16 protein-coding genes are annotated in these 23,457 nt (G+C 49.4%); 3 read left to right on the top strand and 13 right to left on the bottom strand.

Features of this window, described 5'->3' with window-relative positions; genetic code table 11:
- Positions 1-35: 35 nt before the first annotated feature.
- Together BLHYD_RS13975 and BLHYD_RS13980 are read right to left on the bottom strand one after the other, a co-directional pair.
- Entirely contained in the window at positions 36-995 is a 960-nt protein-coding gene (locus BLHYD_RS13975) for a glycosyltransferase family 2 protein (protein WP_005950017.1), read from the bottom strand.
- A complete protein-coding gene (locus tag BLHYD_RS13980) occupies positions 961-2,859 on the bottom strand; it encodes a glycosyltransferase family 2 protein (protein ID WP_005950015.1) in 1,899 nt (632 codons plus the stop codon). The genes BLHYD_RS13975 and BLHYD_RS13980 overlap by 35 nt, the downstream gene beginning before the upstream one ends.
- 614 nt (positions 2,860-3,473) lie before the next feature.
- Between BLHYD_RS13980 and BLHYD_RS13985 the strand changes: the two genes are divergently transcribed.
- Together BLHYD_RS13985 and BLHYD_RS13990 are read left to right on the top strand one after the other, a co-directional pair.
- Positions 3,474-4,703, top strand: a complete 1,230-nt coding sequence (locus BLHYD_RS13985) for a D-alanyl-D-alanine carboxypeptidase family protein (RefSeq protein ID WP_005950013.1) — start codon at positions 3,474-3,476, stop codon at positions 4,701-4,703.
- 55 nt (positions 4,704-4,758) lie between these two features.
- Complete coding sequence (locus tag BLHYD_RS13990) at positions 4,759-5,982, top strand: D-alanyl-D-alanine carboxypeptidase family protein (protein ID WP_040350729.1); 1,224 nt, start codon at positions 4,759-4,761, stop codon at positions 5,980-5,982.
- Here BLHYD_RS13990 and BLHYD_RS13995 read toward each other — a convergent pair.
- From BLHYD_RS13995 to rfbB, 11 genes are all read right to left on the bottom strand, one after another.
- Positions 5,929-8,283, bottom strand: coding sequence for a YfhO family protein (locus BLHYD_RS13995; protein WP_005950009.1), 2,355 nt, complete (start codon positions 8,281-8,283; stop codon positions 5,929-5,931). The two genes, BLHYD_RS13990 and BLHYD_RS13995, sit on opposite strands and share 54 nt — an antisense overlap.
- Before the next feature lie 21 nt (positions 8,284-8,304).
- Positions 8,305-9,150: a dTDP-4-dehydrorhamnose reductase gene (rfbD, locus tag BLHYD_RS14000; RefSeq protein ID WP_005950008.1), complete on the bottom strand. Its 846-nt coding sequence runs from the start codon at positions 9,148-9,150 to the stop codon at positions 8,305-8,307.
- Positions 9,151-9,182: 32 nt separating this feature from the next.
- On the bottom strand, positions 9,183-11,627 hold the full coding sequence (locus BLHYD_RS14005) for a glycosyltransferase family 2 protein (RefSeq protein ID WP_021845025.1): 2,445 nt from the start codon (positions 11,625-11,627) through the stop codon (positions 9,183-9,185).
- Position 11,628: 1 nt separating this feature from the next.
- Complete coding sequence (locus tag BLHYD_RS14010; protein WP_005950002.1) at positions 11,629-14,160, bottom strand: glycosyltransferase family 2 protein; 2,532 nt, start codon at positions 14,158-14,160, stop codon at positions 11,629-11,631.
- Position 14,161: 1 nt separating this feature from the next.
- On the bottom strand, positions 14,162-15,448 hold the full coding sequence (locus BLHYD_RS14015; RefSeq protein ID WP_005950000.1) for a hypothetical protein: 1,287 nt from the start codon (positions 15,446-15,448) through the stop codon (positions 14,162-14,164).
- A complete protein-coding gene (locus tag BLHYD_RS14020) occupies positions 15,448-16,371 on the bottom strand; it encodes a class I SAM-dependent methyltransferase (RefSeq protein ID WP_005949998.1) in 924 nt (307 codons plus the stop codon). The genes BLHYD_RS14015 and BLHYD_RS14020 overlap by 1 nt, the downstream gene beginning before the upstream one ends.
- Before the next feature lie 12 nt (positions 16,372-16,383).
- Positions 16,384-17,619, bottom strand: a complete 1,236-nt coding sequence (locus tag BLHYD_RS14025) for an ABC transporter ATP-binding protein (RefSeq protein WP_050769921.1) — start codon at positions 17,617-17,619, stop codon at positions 16,384-16,386.
- A 59-nt stretch (positions 17,620-17,678) separates the two neighbouring features.
- Positions 17,679-18,494 (bottom strand): ABC transporter permease, encoded by an 816-nt coding sequence (locus BLHYD_RS14030; RefSeq protein WP_005949994.1) that lies wholly within the window; start codon positions 18,492-18,494, stop codon positions 17,679-17,681.
- A gap of 9 nt (positions 18,495-18,503) precedes the next feature.
- Complete coding sequence (gene rfbC / locus BLHYD_RS14035) at positions 18,504-19,055, bottom strand: dTDP-4-dehydrorhamnose 3,5-epimerase (RefSeq protein ID WP_021845022.1); 552 nt, start codon at positions 19,053-19,055, stop codon at positions 18,504-18,506.
- A gap of 10 nt (positions 19,056-19,065) precedes the next feature.
- Positions 19,066-19,941 (bottom strand): glucose-1-phosphate thymidylyltransferase RfbA, encoded by an 876-nt coding sequence (rfbA, locus tag BLHYD_RS14040; protein ID WP_005949990.1) that lies wholly within the window; start codon positions 19,939-19,941, stop codon positions 19,066-19,068.
- Positions 19,942-20,124: 183 nt separating this feature from the next.
- Positions 20,125-21,210 (bottom strand): dTDP-glucose 4,6-dehydratase, encoded by a 1,086-nt coding sequence (rfbB, locus tag BLHYD_RS14045; RefSeq protein ID WP_021845021.1) that lies wholly within the window; start codon positions 21,208-21,210, stop codon positions 20,125-20,127.
- A 250-nt stretch (positions 21,211-21,460) separates the two neighbouring features.
- Here rfbB and BLHYD_RS14050 point away from each other — a divergent pair, with 250 nt between their 5' ends.
- A complete protein-coding gene (locus tag BLHYD_RS14050; protein WP_005951383.1) occupies positions 21,461-23,455 on the top strand; it encodes a DUF2142 domain-containing protein in 1,995 nt (664 codons plus the stop codon).
- Positions 23,456-23,457 lie beyond the last annotated feature (2 nt).

A 23,457-nucleotide genomic window follows, 5' to 3' on the forward strand; every position in this document is an offset into this window, starting at 1 on the left:
GATAAAATTAGTAACTATTCAGTCATATAGTCCCATTATCTTCGATAAAAACCGCGGGGGATGTTTTTCCACAATTCCATTTGGATTCTTCCGCATCTTCGGATTTTTTTCAAAGTAAATGGAACTTTTTTTTCTTTCTTGCACAGCTGAAAACCATTTTTGATGCCAGCCGCATACTCCCTGCCATAACCTTTCAGGGTAAAAAACAGAAGCTTTGCCCCGAAGCCGGCTGCCAGCAATGGGAAATTCAAAATAATCTGAGGCGCAGGCATATTTTTATAGAGCATATAGATGTTGTTGCGGGAAGAATAACGGATTTTAAACTCGTTGTAACGGGAACCGGTAGTGCCGCTTCCCACGTGATAGACGACTGCCTTCGGCGCGAACCAGTTTTCATATCCGTATAATCTGGCCCGATACCCAATATCAGTATCTTCCAGATAAGCAAAATGTTCCTCGTCAAACATTCCTATCTTCTGAAAGATTTTTTTTCTGTAGATAGCTGCCCCCGCACAGGCCGCAAAAATTTTCTCCTCCTCCTCATACTCCTGAGATTCTCGGTCCTTTCCTCGAGCGAAAGCCCAGCCTAGAGCATTGTAATAGTTGCCTGCATCGTCCACCAGATTCCGGTTCCGATACTGCAGAAGCTTTGCCCCGCAGGAGAAAGCCCTGGGATGGCGCTCCATCGCGGCAACCATCTCTCTGACAAAATTCTCGTCCGACTGGGTGTCGTTATTCAACAACAGCACATAAGGTGAATTAGCCTGGCAAATTCCTCTGTTCACCGCGCCGCAGAAGCCGAAATTCTCCTCCAACTGAACAATCTGAACCTGTGGAAAGTGTTCTCGCACCCACTCAGAACTTCCATCCTCAGAACCGTTATCCACGAGTATTATGTCAAATTCTATCCCCTTTTGCCGCTCTAAGCTGCCCAGGCATTCTCCCAGGTACCCTTTCCCGTTATAATTTGGTATAATCACCGTCACTTTTTTCATACTGTTTCCTCGTCTGTTTGTCTGCCTCCAGCGGTCTCAAAGAATAGTTCCACTTCGTCAGGGACAGATTCTTATTGTAATAGGGGTCTCCCTGTTTTAGAATTTTTAACCAGTGGCTGCGCATATATTCGATTTCTGTTTGAAAGCGACGTACCTTTTTTTTGTCGTCCTCAGCACCCCTGGTCTTAGACTCCATATGATACAACTCCGCATAGGGGTCATAGACCACCAACCAACCATGTTCCCGAACCTTCAGGCACAAATCCACATCGTTAAACGCTACGGACAGCTCCTGCGTAAACCCTCCGACTTCCTGAAAAACACTGCGTTTTATCATCATGCAGGCCGCTGTCACCGCTGACATATCCTGCAACAGAGAAGCCTTGTGCAGATAACCCGTCCGACTCCTAGGCATATCGGTAAACAGATGACCCGCCACACCTCCAAGTCCCACCACACAGCCCGCGTGCTGAATGGTATCGTCCGGGTAATAGAGCTTCACACCTACCGCTCCTACCTCCGCTCTCTGACACACTCCAAGCATCTCTTCCATCCAGTCCGGAGTGATGACAGTGACGTCGTTGTTCAGAAACAGCAAATACTCCCCAGCAGCATACCTAGCCCCATAGTTGTTGATGGCTGAATAGTTAAACTCCCGATCCCAATGGACTACCTTTAAATTCTCATGTTCTTGTTCCAATACCTTGTAATAGTCAAAAATCTCACTGGATGTGCTGTTATTCTCAATGATAATAATCTCGTAATTCGAATAGGTAGATTTCTCCCAGATGGACTCTAGACACTCCTGAAGAGATTGCTTTTCATCCTTATTGGGAATAAGAATTGAGATCTTTTCCTCCTTTTTCAATGGATATTTCACCCGGTAAAATCCATAGTCTTTCGTGTGGCTCACAGTTCCGCTCACCTGCATACGCTTCAAATGCGCCTCAATCGCCCTCTTCCCTGCCTCAAAAGCGTACATCTTGCTGGCCGGATTGTCCGCCGTGGATGCCCTGTGAGTCCGCCAGTGATAGAGGATCTCCGGCACATGGGCCACTTTTTTGGCAACCTCCACACATCGGAAAATGAAATCATAGTCCTGTGCGCCGTCAAACTCTCTGCGAAAGCCTCCCACCTGTTCCACCAGACTTTTACGCACCACAAAAAAATGACAGATATAGTTATTCGATCTGAGCAAATCCAGATTAAAATCCGGCTTCAAGTGAGGCTGAAAATGCTCACCCAGGTCCATCGTCACCTTATCCTCATCCGTATAGACCACATCCGTGTCCTTCTCCTGCAAAGCCTGAACCACCTCGTAGAGCGCATTAGGCGCCAGCAAGTCATCGTGGTCCAAAAGTCCTAAAAACTCTCCTTTCACCATGGCAAAAGCCCGGTTGGTGTTCTCTGCAATCCCCAGGTTCTCCTTCAAATTTTCGAACCGGATTCTTGGGTCCTCCTGGGCAAAACGGTTCAGTACTCTGCTCATTGCTTCATCCTGAGGACTTCCGTTGGCAATGCACAGCTCCCAGTTTTCATAGGTCTGCTCCTGCACAGAATGTATCATCTGGCACAGAAACTTCTCAGGTGTCCGGTAAGCCGGCACCACGATACTGATCAGCGGTGCATAGGAAAACCGTCTCTTTCTCTGCTTTCTCAGGTTCTCCTGCGTGGGAACATACGCCTCATACCAGGGGCCATATGGAATCTCTTCCGGCTCAAAACGTTCATGCAGTCTCACCCAAAATTCTTTCGGCCCATAGTGCTTCAGATAGCGAAGACCTTTTTGAACGGTATACGGAGAGAGTTTTCCAAGCATTCGGCCCCACTGAATCTTTCCGCCCGCTTTCTTATCTATTCCCATGTCTACTCCTTGTTTTCTTTTTATTGTAATCGCCGGGCGGCTATATCATACATTGCTGTTTGTATAACATCCGCCGCCGGCACTCTCGTTTTTCATAATACCATTCCCTATTAGTTTTTGCAAGAAAGGGAATACTAGTACAGCGCCAAAATAGTAACTATTCGTTACCGTTCAGATCTTCAATATTCCGCGAGGTGTTTTTGCACATTTTGTACAAAAATCTCGAGATATACTCGCGCCAAACTGTCGTTTCCAGCAGTCTGTGTGCATCGTGAAGCGCGTTACTGCTTACGGCATACAAGTGAGTGAACAGTAATACCTATTCAGCCAGCAAGCTCAGATTCGCACCTGCCGTTGCTTTTCACCGCATACGCGTTGGAATCTTCGCTTATGACTAAGCGCCATATGTCTGATAAACCCAAACTTCCTCTCAAATGAGCCTGCTCTTCATTTTTGACCTTATCAGGTGCATGGCTGAATAGTTACTCAAAATATCTTTTGCCCCTGGCATCATAATATGATACAATAAAACGAAGCATTTTGTAACTATTCAGGCATATGGCTGAATAATTACAATACTTTCTATAGTAATACGATAATATCGGAGGTCAACTATGAAAAGATCAAAACTGTTGACAGGTCTGCTGTCTCTCGGACTCACCGCTGCCTTGCTGAATCCATTTTCTGTCCTGGCCACTGCCGAAGGCGCTGCAGCGGACACCGGGATTGCCACTAACAGCATCGAGGGCTGGCCACAGGGACCTGACATCACTTCCAACGCGGCAGTCATTATGGAAGATTCCACAAACACAATTCTCTATGCAAAAAATAAAGACGCGGCTCTTTATCCTTCCAGCATCACCAAGATTATGACTACCTTAATCGCGCTGGAAAACAGCAGCCTGGCGGATACCGTCACTATGACACAGACTGGCACGGCTGCTTCCGGCAACGGCAGTGTCAGCCTAAATGCCCAGGTGGGAGAGACCTTCACCATGGAACAGTGTCTGTACGCCATCATGCTAGGGTCCGCCAACGACATCAGCACTCAAATAGCAGAGCAGGTAGGCGGCTCGGTGGAAAATTTTGTCACGATGATGAACCAGAAGGCCAAAGATTTAGGATGTACCAACACCAATTTTACGAATCCCACCGGTCTTCCTGATGAAAAACAGACTTCCACTGCCTATGATCTGGCCCTGATTATGCAAGCCGCTCTGAAAAACGAAAGTTTTCAGACGATCGCCTCAGCGATGACCTACACCATACCGGCTACCAACCTCACCTCGGCTGAGCGGAACCTGACCAATAACTTTCCTCTGAGTACAGCCACCAGCGCCTCTTACTATGAGGGAACTCTTGGCGGAAAATCCGGCTATACAGAGGCCTCCGGCAGTACACTGGCCGCTGGAGCTTCCAGAAATGGCACCACCTTGATTTGCGTCGTACTCTCCGGTACCGAACAGCAGGTGCCGCCGGAAGCCATCACCTTGCTGGACTACGGTTTTTCTAACTTCCAGACAATCTCCGTAACGGACGAGCTGAACACGATTTCCGGTGGAACTGCCGTGATACCGTCCACCGCCTCCGCTGACGATGTGACTGTGGAGAATACGGGCACTACCGACGATGGCATCAGCCAGCAGTTCACCTACCATGGAACTCCTGTGGGAACTGCCGTCGTGGACGAGGAGGAAGACTCCCCTGGTCCCAGCGCCGATACCCAAGCCTCCAAAGCGAAAGAGGATCCGCTATCCCCGCTTCCATTCGTGCTGATCTTTGGCGCCGGAATCGTTTTGTTAGGACTTCTGGGATACCTGATGCGAAAAGTCATAAAATCATAGTATATGAGGATTTTGCTTCCTCAATCATACAAGACAGAAATAAGAGGAAATAAAGATGAGAAAAAGAAGAAAAAAGATTGCGGCCGCTCTGGTACTTTGTGTCTCACTCCTTAGCAGTCCGTCGGTCCTCGCCGCCGCAATCACCACAAATTCCATCGCCGGCTGGCCCCAGGGGCCGGAAATCGTCGACGAGACCGGGGTCTTGATGGAGGCTGAGACGGGAACCATTTTGTATGACAAGGGAATGGACCAGAGAATGTACCCAGCCAGCACAACAAAAATCATGACGGCGCTGGTGGTTCTGGAAAACACGGAAGATCTCCAGACCAAAATCACCTTCACGGAGACCGGCACCAAAGAAGTGACTCCCGACAGCGCCAATATCCAGGCGCAGCTGGGGGAGGAGCTGACCGTGGAGCAGTGCCTGTACGCCAGCCTGCTGGCGTCGGCCAACGAGGTGTCCAGCCAGCTGGCGGAGTTCGTGGGCGGCACCAAGGAGCATTTCGTGGAGATGATGAACCTGAAAGCCCAGGAGCTGGGCTGTTCAGACACACATTTTACCAATCCCAACGGGCTTCCTGATGAAAACCATTACACCACAGCCCATGATCTGGCTCTGATTATGCAGGCCGCAATTCAAAACGAAACCTTCCGCGAAATTGAGTCCACCCAGACTTACACCATACCGGCCACCAACAAGACGGCCACTCCCCGGAATCTGACCAATCACCACGCAATGTTAGTCAGCGGCAATCCTTCGTATTATGAAGGTGCTTTCGCCGGCAAGACCGGCCACACGGACGCGGCCAAGGATACCCTGGTCACAGCCGCCGAAAAAAACGGTATGACATTGATCTGCGTAGTCCTCAAGTCTGACAACGGACAGGTGGTGGCAGATACCATCAATCTTTTCAACTATGGCTTTGAGCAATTCCAAAGGCTTCCTATGACTGAGAAAGATGAGACGAAATCCGGCGGTTATGCTATCGTACCCAAGAACATAACCAAAGACCAGGTTCAAGTTCAGGAGAACGCTGACGGAGAACTAATCCAACAGACTTACACCTGGCAAAACGTCCAGGTGGGCAGCGCAGCTGTGGAAAAGGTCACTCCGACCCCCACACCCCAGCCAGAGAAAAAAGCCCCTGCTGACACCCAGGAGGAACCCAAACCCTATTTGGCGGATTCCACTTTGTCCCTGGTCATCATTGGAGCTTTGTGTCTCTTAATTTTGATTGGCCTTTCGGCGATCGTAATAAAACTGAAGAAGAAAAAGTAGGTACAGTGCCCAGAAGACGGCGCTGAGCTTCAGTCCCTGCTCCAGCAGAGGCGGGGAAAATTCTAACTGCAGACGATGGCTTCCTGCCGGAACTTTGATTCCCAGGAATCCTAAGTCTGCTTTTTCTATCTCCTGTTCTTCTCCGTCCAGATAAATTTTCCAGCCGTTTTCATAGGGAATCTTAAACACTGCATATCCATTTTTCTCACTGGTCACCCAGCCGGAAATCTCTGACTCCTTTTTCGGCGAGTTCAGGAAAATTCTGCTCTCGTTTTCATCCTCCGGAATCTTATCGATACTGTCATAGTTCTGCCCGTTCTCCAACACAATTGCCCTGTTCAGAATATCCACGCTGTTCTCCCCATCGCAGAGCTTGCGAAAACTTTCTTCGGAGATGGACACGGTCTGCACCGTCCCGATACAGGCGGAGTTTGTGTTTTTATAAAGACGGACATCCCCGAACCTCTTCACCAGTTTGTAGCCGTACTGACTCATACCCGCATCCTTGGACAGCACATAGCGTACCCCGCAAAAAGCTGCGAATTCAGAATCCTCGGCCACCTTGACGAACTGGTAATGATTCGTGTCAGAATACATCAATCCGGGGTAACAGGTCTGTACAAAATCCTTCAGATTCCCGTTCATTGTAGAATTATAAGTGCTGATTCCCCGGTATTCCTGGGCGAGGGAATCCATACAGGCTGTCGCTCCCACGTAGGCTTTCTCCACACGGCAGAACTCCGGGTCCGTAGCCCGGACATAGTTCAGGGCCTGCTGAATGTCCCGGCTGTACAGCTCCCCGAAATATTCCGGGTCGCCTTTTTTCAGAGAAACCCGATCCACAAAACAGGCATTCCCCTCCGATACCATGTTCACCACCACGGCCAGAGCCAAAATCCCATAAAGCCCTCTGCGAAAGCTCTCCCGCTTTACCAAAGCCATGCACAGGACTGCCGCCGCCATGATTTCTCCAGTCATGGCCAGAATACTAGCGTTGGTCTTGTGCCCCACGAAGAAGGAGCGGTCATAGCCCAGGTGATAGACCTTTATCATCAGCAGCGTCGTAAGCGCCAGGCCCACATAGCTGATCTTTCCGGTCTCCATCAGCCAGTCCAACATCCAGGCGATCACAATCGTAAATATCGGAATAAACAGAAACGTATATCTGCTGAAGGGCTGGGTAAATCCATTAAAGACAATTCCTCCCAGCGGCAGCAACAAAGCTAGTCCGATCACAACCGCAGTCACATAGCCGAGTACTTTTCTCCTGGTGGACAGCTTCGTCCTCCACAGGATAAAAAGATACTGAACTCCCAGAATCACAAACAGAGTCGAGGTAAAGACCACAGGGTCCTCATAGTAATTCAGATACCCTGCATAGCCGGACACATTTTCCACAGCCATCCCCCGCAGGTTGCTGGAAAAAAAGCGGTCTAAAAGCGTCCCATAGTAGACACTGGGATAAGGCGCCAACCCTCCCAGGATTCTGGACACCAAAGAAGTCTCACTCTCCAGCCTGGAAGACACGCCAAAGATCACGGCAGCCGTAGGCATGAGAATCGCAAGGCTCATTCCCACCCCCAATAGAATGCTGCCGCAGGAGGAAAGAAACAGACGTATTTTCGTCTTTACTCTCTCCTGCTCCATCATCAGAAGCCGCACGATCAGGTAACAGCCCACCAATATCATGCTCATATAGGCCAGATAAGTGCTGTAGACAGCCGTTGCACAGACCATCAGCGGAAACAACGGCGTGATCTTCTTTTTCTGAAGGGAGCGCTCCAAGAGGAAAAGAAGCACTGGTACATAGACGGTAATCATCCCGAATTGGTAGTGCTGTCCCCAGACAATTAGAAAGCCGTTCAGCCCATAAATATATGCCGCCAGAAATTTCGCTCTCTCGGAAATTCCATAGTATCCCAGTAGATGGTACATGGCCGCTCCTGCCAGCAAAATCCGCCCCAGCTGAATCCACACCAGGTAATAGACCATATGCTCAGGCCCCGTGATGACTCCCAGCAGATACAGCAGAATCAAGGAGGGGTCAAACAGGTTCAGATTGAACATATTTGTCCCAAAGCCGTTGGTGAAATCCCACCAGGAAAAGCTGCCCCTGCGGATATGGTTCACAATCGTCTGGTAGTGCATCGTGTACTGCTGCCAGGTATCATTGCCGGAGTCATTGAACACCGGCAGGTCTCCTCCAAAGATATACCTCCAGTAAATACACAAGCCGCTGACGAGCAGAGCCGCCAGCAGCAGGAGCTTGGTTTTTTGTTCTTTTGTCTTGATAAACTTCATGCCACCCTCATCTCCATAGACCTAACCGCGGATGATCTTCAGATAGCGGGACAGGGCATCCTGCCAGGAAGGCAACCGCTGAAATCCCATGGCTTCCAGTTTGTCCTTATTCATCCGGCTGTTGTGCGGCCTCCTCGCCTTCGCCTGGAACTGCTCGCTGGTCACCGGGACCACCTTCACATCCACGCCTGCCTGACGGAAGATCTCTTTCGCAAACTCATACCAGGTACACAGACCTTCGTTGGTGGCGTGGTAACGCCCATATTTTTCCGTCTCGATCATGTCCACCAAAAGCCTAGCCAGATCGTAGGTGTAGGTTGGAGAACCCACTTGATCGTCCACCACGGTAATCGTGTCGTGATTCTGAGCCAAATTCAGCATCGTCTTGATAAAATTCTTGCCGTTGACACCGAAGACCCAGGCAATACGGACAATGAAATACTTGTCTAGATTTCTCTCTACTGCCAGCTCTCCTTCATACTTCGTCTGCCCGTATACGTTCAGCGGGTCTCTCTCATCATCCGGCTCCCAAGGGCGCTCTCCCTCCCCGTCAAATACATAGTCTGTGCTCAGATAGACCATTGGCAGATCTAATCTTTTGCAGACCTTCGCAATATTCTCAGTTCCTTCCGCGTTTACTCTGCGGCAGAGCTCCACGTTATCCTCCGCTGCATCCACGGCTGTGTAGGCCGCACAGTGAACGACCTTGTCCACCTGGGCTTTGGTAATTACCTCATCTACTTTTCTCGCATCGGTGATGTCCATCTCATCCACATCCACACCGACACCCTCATAGCCTCTCTTGGCCAACTCATTCATCACATCGTATCCCAGCTGACCTTTGACACCTGTCACCAATACTCTCATCGTATACCTCCTGATCTTTCTTCCCGATTCTGTCACAGCCTTTTCAGAGAGAAGTCCTGGCTGTCCAGAGTCAGATTTGGATTATAATAGGGGTCCGGCTTTCGAAAAATATCCGGCCAGTGCTGCTCCAGCGTGGCAATCTCCTTGTTGAAGCGGGCAATCTTCTCTGGCGTATCCTCCAGCCCCCTGGACTTGGATTCATAGTGGTACAACTCTGCATAAGGATTGTACACCACCAGCTTTCCATAATCTCTCACCTTGATACAAAAATCAATATCGTTAAACGCCACCTGAAGGTCTTCACTGAGGCCCCCAACCGCGTCAAAAATCTCTTTTTTCACAATCATGCAGGCAGCCGTCACCGCGCTGTAGTCCTGGGCACAGATAATCCTGTGGCAATACCCTGTGGAAGACCTGGGCTGCTGCACAAAGCAGTGTCCCGCGATTCCGCCGAAGCCCAGCACTACCCCTGCGTGCTGCACCGTGTCGTCCTCATAGTAGAGTCTGGCCCCCACGATTCCCACATCTGGCCTCATACAATAGCCCAGCAGCTCCTCCAAACAATCCGGATTGATAATCTCTGTATCATTGTTCAGCAGGAGCAGATACTCTCCCTTTGCGTGCTCTGCCCCGAAATTATTGATGGCAGAATAGTTAAACGGCCCGTCCCAGTAGATCACATTAACCTTGGGATTCTCCGCCTCCAGCTTTTTATAATAGGCGAAAGTCTCTGCCTCGGTGCTGTTGTTCTCCACAATGATATACTCATAATTCCGGTAGGTGGATTTCTCCTCGATGGACTCCATGCACCGCCGCAGATCGTCAATATGGTCTTTGTTGGGTATGATGATGGAGATCAGTGGGTCATGGTCCCTGAGAAATCTGGTCCGGTAAAGCCCCAGATACTCTCCTTGAAGCACTTGAGCTTTCACACCGATTCGGTCATAATGGGCCTGGACCGCCCTCTGCCCTGCCTCAAAGGCATACCGCTTGCTCTCGGGATTCTCCGAGGTGGACTGCTCATGACTTCTCCAATGGTACAGGATTTTCGGCACATGGCAGATCTCTTTCGTGGCCTCCACGCAACGGAAAATAAAATCGTAGTCCTGGGCTCCGTCAAACTCTGGTCGCAGCACTCCTACTGTCTCAATCAACGTTCTCTTCGCCACAAAGAGATGGCAAATATAGTTTACGGAACACAGCAGGTCCAAATTGAAATCCGGTTTGAAATGGGGCTGGAAAAACTTATTTCCATCCATAGTCATCTTGTCCTCATCAGAGTAGAAGATTTCCAGCTTTGGATTCTCATTGTAAGCCTTCACACACTCAAACAGCGCGTGGGGCGTCAGGACATCGTCATGGTCCGCAAAGGCGATGAAATCTCCCGTAGCCGCGGCTATCGCCGCATTGGTGTTCTGGGAAATCTGCAAAGGCTCAGAGGAAGAGACTACCCGGATTCGCTCATCCTGTCTGCGGTACTCTTCCAGCGTCTCCTTAAGCGGTGACTGGCTTCCGCTGCCATCCGAGAGACACAGCTCCCAGTTTCCATAGGTCTGAGCCTGCACCGACTCAATCAGCTGTCTTAAATATTCCTTATCTGTCTTGTACAGAGGAACCACAATGCTGATTTTCGGCTGAAGCTCAAATCTGGTCTTCCTCTGCTTTTCCAGTTCCGCGTTTCCCGGCAGATGCTTGGGCAGCCATTTCTGATAATCCACAGGTCTCTCCTTGACCGTTGTCAGTTTATGCACCGTCTTCACAGCCAGAGCTCTCACCCCATGGGTTTTCAGATAGCTCATGCCTTTTTTCCGGTATTTCTCTATTTTATTCTTCAGGATTACCACTGGCTGCAGGCTAACCGTATGGACAGCCTTCCCCTGGGGCGTCCAAAATACCAGATACAGCTTCCTGCTCTTCACCTGTTCCAGCTGAATGAAAAAGCCGCATTTTTCCTCCACCTGGCATTCCTTATACATCTCCGTCACGTCCACCCGGTTCGTCATCTGAATGCTACAGGCGACTGGCTTTTTCTCCTCATCAAAGACTTTGACTGCCACACGTTGCTGCGCCACAGCCCAGCCTCTGATCTGGCAGGTCTTTTCTCTGACGTTGACCCGCTCCTCTTCGATATAATACTGAGGTTTTCCCTGTCTTTCCAGAAGTTCCTTTACACTGACTGTGAACCACGGCAGCTTCTCCCCTTCCAGAACCGCCATCAGCTTCAGCTTTTTGAACTCTCTCAGATTCTGAGGCAAATCTACATATACCGTCACCTTCCTGCCATTTAAAAGTTCCCACTCCTTAAATCTCTCCAGCGCGCTGGTGGTCTCCCAATCCTCCATACGGGCCTCGATTCTCACCGAATCCAGGTAAGCCGCCAGCTCATACTCCTTCGGAAACGTCCCCTGGAGAATATAGACATTGGGATTGAGCAGGTGAAACCGTTCTCTCTTTACTTCCAACAACTGCTGATTCATCTCACTCAATTCCTTTCTCGATCTCTTCCACAATCTCAAACTTCTCATAGCCACTTCGGATGGAACAGTCTCCCCGAACCAAAGTCAGGTTTGGATTATAGTAGGGGTCTCCTTTGCTGAGAATCTCCCCCCACTTCTCGCGGAATCTCTTGATCTCTTTTTTAAACCTCGCCTTTTTCTCCGGCGTGTCCTCAAAACCTCTGGATTTGGATTCATAGTGGTATAACTCTGCATAGGGATTAAACACTACAAGCTGTCCTAAAGCCCTCACCTTCAGGCACAGATCAATATCGTTCAAAGCCACTACAAACTCCTCGTCAAAACCACCGATCAGCTGATAGATGGATTTTTTAATCATCAGGCAGGCAGCCGTCACTGCGCTGGTATCCTGAATCGTCACCAACCTTCCGAAATATCCGGTCTCTCCCTTTCGAAATCTGGTCAGAACATGTCCTGCAAAGCCGCCCACACCCACGACCACTCCCGCGTGCTGTACGGTGTCGTCGGAATAGTAAAGCTTCGCTCCCACAATCCCTACGTCCTCTCTCTGACAGTAGCCTAACATCTCCGACATCCAGCCCGGGCTGATGACCTCAATGTCATTGTTCAGCATCAGATAGTAGTCCCCTGTCGCATACTCTGCCCCGTAATTGTTGATAGCCGAGTAATTAAAGGGGCCATCCCAGGTGACTACCTTCACATTGGAATACCGCCTCTGAAGTTCTTCGTAAAAGGCAAAGGTCTCCGGCAGCTCACTGTTATTCTCCACCACAATGATCTCATAATTCGGATAATCGGTTTTCTCCTCGATGGAGACTACGCATTTTTCCAGATCCTCCCTGTGATCCTTATTCAAAATAATCACAGAGACCTTGGGATTTCCTTGAACTTTCATAATCGTGCGATAGACGATAAAAATCCCCGTGTTCTCCACCACCGCCTCATAACCCATTCTGCGGTAATGTTCTTCCAATGCGCGTTTTCCCGCGTCCACCGCGTACTGCTTACTCTCAGGATTTCCTGCCGTGGAATTGTCATGGGCTCTCCAGTGATAGAGTACCTTCGGCACATGGGCGATGTGCTCCGTCTGCTCACAGCAGCGCAGAATGAAATCATAATCCTGTGCTCCGTCAAACTCCTTGCGAAGCATTCCCACCCGATCAATCAAAGATTTTCTGACCAAAAAGATATGGCAGATATAATTGATACTCCTCAAAAAATCAAAGTTAAAATCTGGTTTAAACCGCGGAGAGGAGTGGACAGTTCCGTCACTGTTGATTAAATCCTCATCGGTGTAGACGATATCCGTCTTCGGTTTTTCATTGATAACCTTCACCATCTCATAGAGCGCATTTGGAGCCACCACGTCATCGTGGTCACAGAACATAATAAACTCACCGGTTCCCATGGAAATCGCGAAGTTGGTGTTTCCAGAAATTCCCAGATTCTCCTCGATCTTACGGTATACAATCCTACCCTCGCTGTTGTAATGCTTCTTGATATAGGCTCCCGTCTTCGGGCTGGTGCTGCCGTCCGCTAGACACAGCTCCCAGTTTCCATAGCTCTGGGCCACAACAGAGTCAATCAGCTCCTTTAAATATTTCTCCGGCGTATTAAACAGCGGAATCACAATGCTGATCTTCGGCTCATAGGCAAAACGGTGGGCCGTCTGCTCCTTCAGCTCCTTAGCAGTAGCCTGGTTTTTCTTCCACCAATAGGCGTACTTTTCGCTCTCCGTGTAGATCTCTTCTTTCACGAAATCCACGAAGCCGCCCACGCCTCTGCTTTTCAGAACCTGGAGATTCCTCACCTTGTTCTCCCGCTTCAGCACATTCAGAACCCGTCCCCGGACGGAATTTTTATAGTCAAACTCCTTCATGTCGATGACTTCCTGCTTGGAAGTCAAATCATTCCAGAATTTCAGCACCATCTTTGAACAGCATACTTTTTTTCTGGGCACCTCGATCACGAAACCGCAGGCATAATCCGGCTCCAAGCCTTCCTCCTGGATGACGTCGCTTCGCACAATCCGATAGTTGGCAGTACAGTCAATCTTCCTGCCCTTCTCATCGGTCAGAGACATCTGGTCCTGTCTCATCGTGTCAATACACCAGCCCTGAAGCAAAATATCCTCCCCATCCCGCTTCAGCACATCAATCTGATACCGAATCGCCGCGTCCCGATATTCCTGAGCCATCTGGCGGCGTTCTTTCTGCACCAGAACTTTGGAATCCTCTCCCTGCCTCAGACGCACCGTCACTCGCTCAAACCTCTGCAACAGTACTTCCACATTGGAAATCGTGATCTGAAAGCCGATATCAGCTTCCGAGACCGCCAGCTCCGGTCTGGCCTCCAGCACATCCGGCCGCGGAAAAGAGATCGCACGAAAAGCTATGGGGGTGACCTCGTCGCCTCTGACCTGAATCTCAATCGGTCTTGAGTCCTCCGATGCCCTCCATCCTTGAATTACATATTCTCCCTGCCCCCTGCGGACATATTTTTCCACATCCACAACTGCAATGATATTCCCCATGTTACTGCTCCTTTTCTCGTTCTTTCTTGCGCTCCCTCTTTACAATCCCCCGGCAGCCCTGGTAGGCTCTCCAGACTTTGGTATTCTCCATCTCATGAATCTGGCGTCTCTGGTGCTCTGTCTGAGCGCGAAGTTTTTGCAGCTCCTCCTTGTCCTGGCGCATCCGTCTGGCCATTCCTTCCAGGAAACTGGCCTCCACCGGATGAACCTCCAAGAAAATTTCTAGCTCCTTCGCCCCTGTCGGAACCGGAATATTGGTCAGGTTCGGGTCCTCCTTGGCGATATACAACCACTGGCCAGAGACCCATCCATTCTCACAGAAATATTGTGCCGGAATGTCTCCTGGCTGAAAATTCAGTTTGTGTATTTTCACTGCACAGGCGCAGCTTCCGGGGTCCACTCTCATGAAGTCCACCCCTTCCGATACTGGCACCCTTACCTGTACCTGCTCCTCCCGTATAGGATAGAGACTGGAATGGTGCTCCTCAAACCCAGTCCCAAAAGACTCATAGATCTGAAGATTCTCCCCCATGAGTACTTTGATTTCTTTGACTCCTGGACTGATATCCCGGTACATCTCCCTCATGGGCACGTGCTCTCCGGTAATATACCGCTGAAAATTCTCTTCCATCTTCCGGTAAGCGATCAGCTCCTCATCCGTGATTCCCACCTGCCGGTAGGGTTCCCTGTTCTTTAACACTTGGCGCTTACTGTGAGTCTCTAAATAATAATGCAATGCCCGGTAAGCCAAATAATTTCCGGGAATCGGAAAATCAAAGGTCCATTCATAGTCGATCACAGTCACTGGGTCTGTCAGCAGCAAATTGGCACAGACTAGATCAATATCCGACACCAGACCGCAGCGCAGTTTTTGGGGAAACTTCACCTTTCCAAACACCTGCTCAAACTGCGCCGTCTCCACGAACTCTGTCTCACTGTGGGTCTCCTGCAAAAATCGGACATAAGCCATCAAAGCTTCGTAGGCCTCATCAGCCCTGCCTCCATCCAGCCTCTCATCCAGATATTCTTCTAGATTCTCCGCCTGGACATAAGCGAGCTTCACACCTTTTTCTATTTTTTCACACTGATTAAACGCAATCCGTCTGTCGGCAAATTTTTGTTCCAGCTCCCGCCTCCACCGAAGAATTCCCTCCACATGGGGCAGAGCTTCCTGGGTATTAGCCACTTTCTCCACCCATCGGCACTCTCCTTCCTGACAGATATCCGTGCGGATGGAAAATTTTCTGGCCCTCTCATTGGAGAATTTAGAATAGATCACAGTTTTCATCAGTCTTCCTCCTTTTTCAGAACCACAAAGTAAGAATTGGAAAACTGGGGGAACAAGTCATTTTCCACAATGGAATCATAGACCTTCGCCTCATCAAACAATTGCAGCTTCACCCGGTCAAAATTGTTCACGTTCTGTTTCAGTTCGCCCTTCCTGGGCAGATAGAAATCTGAGTAGATCGTCATAGGAAATTTATAGTCCGGATAGGGATAGTAAAAGGTGCTCTCAAAGGCTCCTGCCCTTTGAAAAATTTCCTCTAATTCCTTTCTGGAAAATGTCTTCACTCCCTGGGTGGAAGGATACCCCTCCAATCCTTCAAAGAATTTACCTACATGGTCTTCCGTACAGCCGGACCAGTATTTCAGTCCCAGCCGGTTCTCGATGGCAATCAGGATTTTCCCACCTGGTGCCAAATGCCCAGCGATTCTGCGAAGCATCTCCACATAGGGCTCCCGGGTTCCGATATACCCCTCAGAGTATTCGAATACGCCGATCAACGTGATATAATCATAGTCTGCCTCCAGAGTCTTCTCAATATCCTGAAAATTCCCCACATGGATTCTGATATTTTCTCTGTCCCGATTTCTCCAAGCATTAATCAGACTACGCTTTCTGGACAGGTCCACGCAGACCACCTCCCGAGCCTGGTCAGCCAGAGCGCCGGTGATCGCACCGCAGCCGGCACCGATCTCCAGAACCTTGCCCCCAAGAGGGTACCAATTTACAATATTCTGCCGGATATGGGAAAAATGGTAGAGAAGAGGCCAGCTCTTTCGTCTTGCAATCACCTGATTATACTCCTCTTCCCTGAAATTTTTTGCCACTTCCAGCATCTCATCCTCCACGGGACCGTCGCTGTAGAGGTCCTCACCCGGATAAAATTCATAGTCCAATAAAATATTTCCAACCTTTTCTGGCACCATTTTGTTCACCCTCTAATCCTGTTCTACCGTCACTTTTGAGTTCATATCGTAAAAGCCCACCGTGTTTTTCGTGGACACCACAGTGATGTTGCAAGCATCGTAGAGACGGTGGAACACGTGAAAATCTCCGTTTCGATACCCCGTACATCCAAAGGAAATCAGATATTCTCCCCCTTGCAGATCCATCTTTTGCTCAAAGGTGATCACACAGGTCTCTCCTGCCTTCGGCGGACGGATGTATGCTTTCTCGAACATCGTGTTAGTTCCTGTGATCTCCGTTCCCCTGGTATCCTTAAAAGTATAGGCACCGATAGGGTCCTGAATCTCCTCATGAAACAAAATCTTCATCTTAATCTGAAAGCGGCTGCCCTTCTCGATGGTGTTGGTGATGGCACCCTTAGAGTCAAACACCGCAAAATCCACAATCTCGGCGATTTTCTCCCCGTATTCCAGGGTATTGGGGTTCACCTGGAAATTGGACTTCCAGCTTCCCTCGATCTCCTGGGCTACAATCTCGCCGCTTTCTTCCTGCCTGTCCGTATTGATAGGGTCCTGGTTAACCAAAAGCTGCTTGTACATGTCCACCATGGCTTTGGGACTTCCCTCGTCTAACTTCTCACCCCGGTTCAGCAGAATCACCTTGTCGCAGTACTTGGACACTGCGCTCAGATCATGGCTTACGAAGATGATCGTTTTCCCCATCTTCTTAAACTCCTCAAACTTGTGGTAGCACTTCGCCTGGAAGAACACATCCCCCACGGACAGCGCCTCATCCACAATCAAAATTTCCGGCTCAATGTTAATGGCCACCGCAAAGGCCAAACGCACGAACATACCGCTGGAATAGGTCTTCACCGGCTGATGAATAAACTCCCCGATGTCTGCGAAATTCAGAATGTCATCCAGCTTTTCATCAATTTCTTCCCTGGAAAATCCGATCATCGTGCCGTTCAGATACACGTTTTCCAGACCGGAGTACTCCATGTTAAAGCCTGCTCCCAGCTCCAAAAGGGCAGAAATCCGGCCGTCCACAATCACCTCCCCATCGGTGGGATTCAGGACGCCGGTGATAATCTTCAGAATCGTGGACTTACCGGAACCATTGGTTCCGATAATCCCCACAGTCTCTCCCTGGTGCACATCGAAGCTGACATGGCTCAGCGCATAATGCTCCCGGTAACATTTTTTCTTTGTCAGCCCCAGACTCTCCTTTAACCGGTCAGAAGGCTTGTCATACAGCTTGTACATCTTGCTCAGATCTCGGATTTGAATTACTTTTTTCTCTTCCACGAATCTTACCTCTTCTCTTATAATACGTCTGCGAAGTGAACCTTCAGCCGGTTAAACACCCAACTTCCAAACAGAAAGCACACCACGGTGAAAGCCCAGAAATATAGCGTCCAGCCCGGATGCTCCCAAAACCAGTTCTTCATGATGAACGCGTCCCGGTAGCCGGACACCACGTAGTACATGGGATTCAGCTTCAATATCTGGTGAAGCATCGGATGGTCCACCAGCATCGTCTCAGCCACCCACATAATCGGCGTCAGCCACACCCCCACCTGCAAAATGATGCTGATGATCTGGGTCAGATCTCGGAAAAACACCACAATCGCACAGGTGGCATAGGTCAGCCCCAGCACCAAGGCAAACACGCAGAAGGTATAGTAGACAAGCTGTAAATAGTAAATATCCGGAAAACGTCCGTAAGCTGTGTACAGCAAAATAATAAAAGCCACGAAAAATGCGTGGACGAACAGCGCGGAGATGATCTTGACAATCGGCAGAACGCTGATTTTAAAGACCACTTTTTTGACTAAGTAATTATACTCGATCATAGAGTTGGTCCCGCCGTTTAACGCATCCTGGAAGAAAAACCAGGGCACAATTCCGGCCACCAGATAGAGCACAAAGGGCACTCCCAAATCCCCGGTGCCTGCCTTAAACCCCACGGAAAAGACGAACCAGTATACCAATACCGTCACAATCGGCTGCACAAACGCCCACACAATTCCCAGGTAGGAGCCCGCGTATTTTGTTTTAAAGTCATTTTTCGCCAGCTTCAGTACCAGACGCCGGTTCCGGTACAGCTCAGCCGGCAGGGAAAATACTTGTCTTAGCATGGGCCTCTCCTACTTTTTCAGATCTCTCAGAGTACCCCATTTCTGGTCCTTCTCCGAGAAGATCAGCTCCATGCCCTCTGGAACCGGCCACTGGATTCCGATATCCGGGTCGTTCCAGATCAGGCCACCCTCATCGTTTGGGTGATAAAAGTCTGTGCATTTGTAAGTGAACTCCGCATGGTCCGACAATACCAGAAAACCATGAGCAAAATTCTTTGGGATAAAGAACTGCTTTTTGTTCTCTGCTGAGAGAACCACTCCGTACCACTGTCCATAGGTAGCAGACCCTTCTCTCAAATCCACGGCCACATCAAAGACCTCTCCACTTACCACACGGACCAGCTTATCCTGAGGATAATTGATCTGGAAATGCAGTCCTCTAAGAACCCCTTTTCTAGAGCTGGATTGGTTGTCCTGCACGAACTCCACGTCGATTCCAGCTTCCTTGAAATCGTTATAGTTATAGGTTTCCATAAAATAGCCCCTATCATCTCCAAAGACTGTCGGCTCAATCACCCTCAGCCCTTCGATTTGACAGGTTGTCACTTTGATCTTTCCCATTGTATCCTCCTTAGTTTCCCAAGCCTTCTGCAACTTCCATCAGATATTTTCCATACGCCGTCTTCAGCAAAGGCTGTGCCAATGCGATGAGCTGTTCCTTGCCGATAAAGCCTCTCTTGTAGGCGATTTCTTCAATACAGGAGATATACAGCCCCTGGCGTTTCTGTACAGCTGACACATAGTCTGCCGCATCCAGCAGAGAATCGTGATTTCCGGTATCCAGCCACGCAAATCCTCTGCCCAGAGTCTCCACATGCAGCGTTCCCCTGTTTAGATACTCATTGTTCACACTGGTGATCTCGATCTCTCCCCGGGCCGACGGCTTCACATTTTTCGCAATCTCCACCACATCGTTGTCATAGAAATACAGACCCGGAACTGCATAGTTGGATTTTGGATGCTCCGGTTTTTCCTCGATGGAAAGCGCCTTACCATTCTCGTCAAACTCCACGACGCCATACTCCCTGGGGTCTCTCACATAGTAACCGAAAATTGTAGCGCCCTCTTTTCTGGCTGCTGCCTGCTGCAGCACCTTTGTAAAGCTCTGTCCGTAGAAAATATTGTCCCCCAAAACCAACGCCACGTTGTCATCCCCGATGAATTTCTCACCGATAATGAACGCGTCGGCCAGACCTCTGGGATATTCCTGAACTGCATAAGACATCTGAAGCCCTAACTGCTCCCCGCTTCCGAAAAGCTCCTGGAACGTAGGCAGATCTCTCGGTGTAGAGATGATTAAGATCTCCCGGATGCCTGCCAACATCAATGTGGACAGCGGATAATAAATCATCGGCTTGTCGTAGACCGGCATAATCTGTTTACTGATCGCCTTCGTCAATGGATATAAACGTGTGCCAGAACCTCCGGCTAATATAATTCCCTTCATAGTGTCCTCCTTTTTCTGAAATGTACTCTCTGTCTTCGTGCAAGCACGGCAGGTCTTCGCTCCGCTACGGTCCGTGCTAAACGCGTGCCACCGGCACGCAGCACCACTGGCCGGGCTTATCGCACAAGGAAGAAGGCTTATCCCAGAAACCTGTTATAACCCTTCTTCCCTCAAACCCTATTTCTATTCATTCACTTTGTACATCTCACTATAGTACTTCTGATAATCACCGCTGGTTACGTTCTTCATCCACTCCTCATTCTCGAAGAACCACTGAATCGTCAGCCGAATTCCGTCCTCAAATTTCGTCTCCGGATACCAGCCGATCTCCGCTTTGATCTTGTCTGGAGCAATGGCGTAGCGACGGTCATGTCCCTTGCGGTCCTCCACATAAGTAATCAAGTCCTCACTCACCAATGCCTTTCTCGGATCTCCTTCCGGAAGCATCTCTTGAAGTGTGTCCAAAATGATATGAATAATCTGAATATTTTGCTTTTCATTGTGACCGCCGATATTGTAAGTCTCAAACAGTCTTCCCTTCTCCTGTACCATATCAATGCCCTTGGCATGGTCCATCACATACAGCCAGTCCCGGACGTTCTTTCCATCTCCGTACACCGGCAGCTTCTTGCCCTGAAGAGCATTGTTAATAATCAGCGGAATCAATTTTTCCGGGAACTGATAAGGCCCGTAATTGTTGCTGCAGTTGGTGATATTCGCCGGAAATTTGTAGGTGTCCATATAAGACTTCACCAGCATATCCGAGGAAGCCTTGCTGGCTGAGTAAGGACTGTGGGGGTCATATGGCGTTGTCTCATAGAAATATCCCCCGTCCTCGTCCAGAGAACCATATACCTCGTCTGTGGATACATGGAGAAACTTTTTATCCTTCTGAAAAGTTCCATCTGGCAGCTCCCAGGCAGCTTTTGCCGCGTTGAGCATCACAAGCGTCCCCAGCACGTTGGTCTTTACGAATACATCCGGGTTCTTGATACTGCGGTCCACATGGCTCTCTGCCGCAAAATGCACGACCCGGTCGATCTCATTTTCCTCAAAAATTTTCTGAATGGTCTCACTGTCACAGATATCGGCCTTCACAAACGTATAGTTGTCACGGCCTTCGATATCTTTTAAGTTTTCCAGATTTCCTGCGTAAGTAAGTTTGTCCACATTGATGATACGGATTTCATTGTCGTATTTCTGAAACATGTAATGAATGTAGTTGGAGCCGATGAAGCCGGCGCCTCCGGTAACCAAATAAGTTCTCAATTTATTCACTCTCCTGTTTTCTTATTGGAAAGTCCAGCGTACACCAGGCTTTCAGTGGTCGTCTCCTGATATGCGCAGTACATTCAGGATATACTCTTTGATATTATAACACCTTTGATACCTCGGTTCAAGGGTTATCCTGCCTGGATTGAAGCCCACAGGCACACCGGAGAACAATAACGTACGATATTGTTTTTGACTTTTGACTATGTTATCATAAAATACATGCAATGACTTGGAGGATTTCAATATGAAATTTATGAAAAAGCCTGAAAAAGGTATCTCTGTCTGGCCTATTCTGCTCCTGCTGGCAGTCCTGGGCCTTCTGGCGATTCTGGCCCGCTTTTCCTACACCGACTATGTCCGGCCAGCCAGCGACAAAATGTTGGTGGAAGTCAATCAGACCGACCACACAGACAACGCCGACCCCTTCACAAAGGAGACTGTCTGGAGACAGACTTTTATCTCGGACAGTGACATTCTCACTGGCTTTGACTTTTACGTGACCACCTTTCAGAGAAAAAATGATTCCACCATCCGGGTCTCTTTTGGTGAGAGCAACGCGAAAACCCCGCTTCAGACCTGGGATATTTTAAGCACTGGAGTCCCTGACCGAAAATTTTTAGATTTTTATCTGACGAACCCCGTCACCGACGCCTCCGGCAAAGAATACTACGTGGAAATCACCTCCCTGGACGGGACCACGGACAATGCCATAGGCATCTTCACTGCCGGCACAGACCCCTATCCGGACGGCGCTCTCTATGAAAACGGAAGAGAATCTACCACAGATCTCTGTTTTCGTATCTACGGACAGCCTGCGAAAATGGTCCTTAAGATTTTTTATCTCTTCCTGGCCCTGCTGTTCGTGACCGTGATCGTAAGCTTCTTCCTTCTGTATCTGCGCCCGCTGAAGCTGGAATATCTGTTCCTGGTAATGGCGGTGCTGCTGGGCGGTCTGTATCTGATTCTGTTTCCGCCGCTGTCTGCTCCGGATGACTACCGGCATTTTGAGACATCCTACTACTATTCTAGCCGAATGCTGGGACAGCAAGGCGTGGACGACGATGGCAATGTCTTGGTTCGCGAAGAAGATTACCGGGCATTCTATGAGCTACGCACTGCCAATGAGCAGAATTTGATCGCCACTTGGGACAGCCTCTTTTCCATGGACGACTCCCAGGGCTACGTCTCCGCTGACCACCCGCCGCTTGAAGCCCCTGGTTATTGTTACTGGCTCTCAGGAGCAGGAATCGCTCTGGCCCGTCTGCTGGGACTTGGCAAAGTGCTGATGTATTTCTTTGGAAAAGCCCTGGTCTTCCTGGGCTATTTAGCCGCAGGCTTTTTCACCATCCGACTGATGCCTTTTGCAAAGAATCTAGCCTTCCTAGTGTACCTACTTCCCATCAGCATACAGCAGGCTACCTCGTTCTCCTACGACACCACTGTCAACGCACTGGCCTTCTTGCTGACTGCCTACTGCCTGCATCTGACTTTCGCAGTGGATAAACTAACCCCTCGGCACTGGGCCGGCTTGATAATTTTGTCCGCTGTCCTGGCCCCCTGCAAGGTCATCTATGTCCTGATTAGTCTATGCTGCCTGCTGATTCCCCGAAGAAAAGCACAAAAAAACTGGCACTATTACACAGGTGTAGCCGGCACACTGATGGCTTCTGTGATCTCCTTGCTGATCTTTCAGGCAAGCAAGATCAGCTCCGTAGCTTCAGACAGTCACGAAGTGGCTTTGGGTGGCACCAATTACACCCTGGACTACTTTCTCCACGCGCCTTTGAAACTCGTCGGCATGTATGTGAGAACTTTCCAGGAATATGGGGACTTCTACTTCACCTCCATGCTGGGAGGAAAACTAGGGCGACTGGATATCGACATCCCCTGGATGCTGATCTTGATCTTCGCCGTACTTCTGCTACTGGCTGTGATCCCTCAGCAAAAGGAAGCTCTCTTCCTTTCTGTTCCCGCAAAAGCTTGGATTGCGCTGATTTGCGCTGGAGTGATCGCTGCCTCCATGTTAGGGCTGATGTTCGATTGGACACCAATGACCTCTATGGTTATCGAGGGTGTGCAGGGACGGTATTTCCTGCCTATCCTGCCGCTGCTTCTGCTGCTGACCCGGAACCAAACTCTGGTTCTTCGAAAAGATATCACCCGAGGCGCAATGTTTACCTTCACCGTCGCCCACGCACTCACCGCTCTGTGGGCCTTCGGCATCATCGTGGCCAGATAACC

It is taken from the genome of Blautia hydrogenotrophica DSM 10507, assembly GCF_034356035.1.
GTDB lineage: Bacteria > Bacillota > Clostridia > Lachnospirales > Lachnospiraceae > Blautia_A > Blautia_A hydrogenotrophica.

What these genes read in the sequence shown, in the direction of transcription:
- BLHYD_RS13975 (WP_005950017.1), bottom strand. Translation starts at nt 995, where the DNA reads ATGAAAAAAGTGACGGTGATTATACCAAATTATAACGGGAAAGGGTAC.
- BLHYD_RS13980 (WP_005950015.1), bottom strand. Translation starts at nt 2,859, where the DNA reads ATGGGAATAGATAAGAAAGCGGGCGGAAAGATTCAGTGGGGCCGAATG.
- BLHYD_RS13985 (WP_005950013.1), top strand. Translation starts at nt 3,474, where the DNA reads ATGAAAAGATCAAAACTGTTGACAGGTCTGCTGTCTCTCGGACTCACC.
- BLHYD_RS13990 (WP_040350729.1), top strand. Translation starts at nt 4,759, where the DNA reads ATGAGAAAAAGAAGAAAAAAGATTGCGGCCGCTCTGGTACTTTGTGTC.
- BLHYD_RS13995 (WP_005950009.1), bottom strand. Translation starts at nt 8,283, where the DNA reads ATGAAGTTTATCAAGACAAAAGAACAAAAAACCAAGCTCCTGCTGCTG.
- rfbD (WP_005950008.1), bottom strand. Translation starts at nt 9,150, where the DNA reads ATGAGAGTATTGGTGACAGGTGTCAAAGGTCAGCTGGGATACGATGTG.
- BLHYD_RS14005 (WP_021845025.1), bottom strand. Translation starts at nt 11,627, where the DNA reads ATGAATCAGCAGTTGTTGGAAGTAAAGAGAGAACGGTTTCACCTGCTC.
- BLHYD_RS14010 (WP_005950002.1), bottom strand. Translation starts at nt 14,160, where the DNA reads ATGGGGAATATCATTGCAGTTGTGGATGTGGAAAAATATGTCCGCAGG.
- BLHYD_RS14015 (WP_005950000.1), bottom strand. Translation starts at nt 15,448, where the DNA reads ATGAAAACTGTGATCTATTCTAAATTCTCCAATGAGAGGGCCAGAAAA.
- BLHYD_RS14020 (WP_005949998.1), bottom strand. Translation starts at nt 16,371, where the DNA reads ATGGTGCCAGAAAAGGTTGGAAATATTTTATTGGACTATGAATTTTAT.
- BLHYD_RS14025 (WP_050769921.1), bottom strand. Translation starts at nt 17,619, where the DNA reads ATGTACAAGCTGTATGACAAGCCTTCTGACCGGTTAAAGGAGAGTCTG.
- BLHYD_RS14030 (WP_005949994.1), bottom strand. Translation starts at nt 18,494, where the DNA reads ATGCTAAGACAAGTATTTTCCCTGCCGGCTGAGCTGTACCGGAACCGG.
- rfbC (WP_021845022.1), bottom strand. Translation starts at nt 19,055, where the DNA reads ATGGGAAAGATCAAAGTGACAACCTGTCAAATCGAAGGGCTGAGGGTG.
- rfbA (WP_005949990.1), bottom strand. Translation starts at nt 19,941, where the DNA reads ATGAAGGGAATTATATTAGCCGGAGGTTCTGGCACACGTTTATATCCA.
- BLHYD_RS14050 (WP_005951383.1), top strand. Translation starts at nt 21,461, where the DNA reads ATGAAATTTATGAAAAAGCCTGAAAAAGGTATCTCTGTCTGGCCTATT.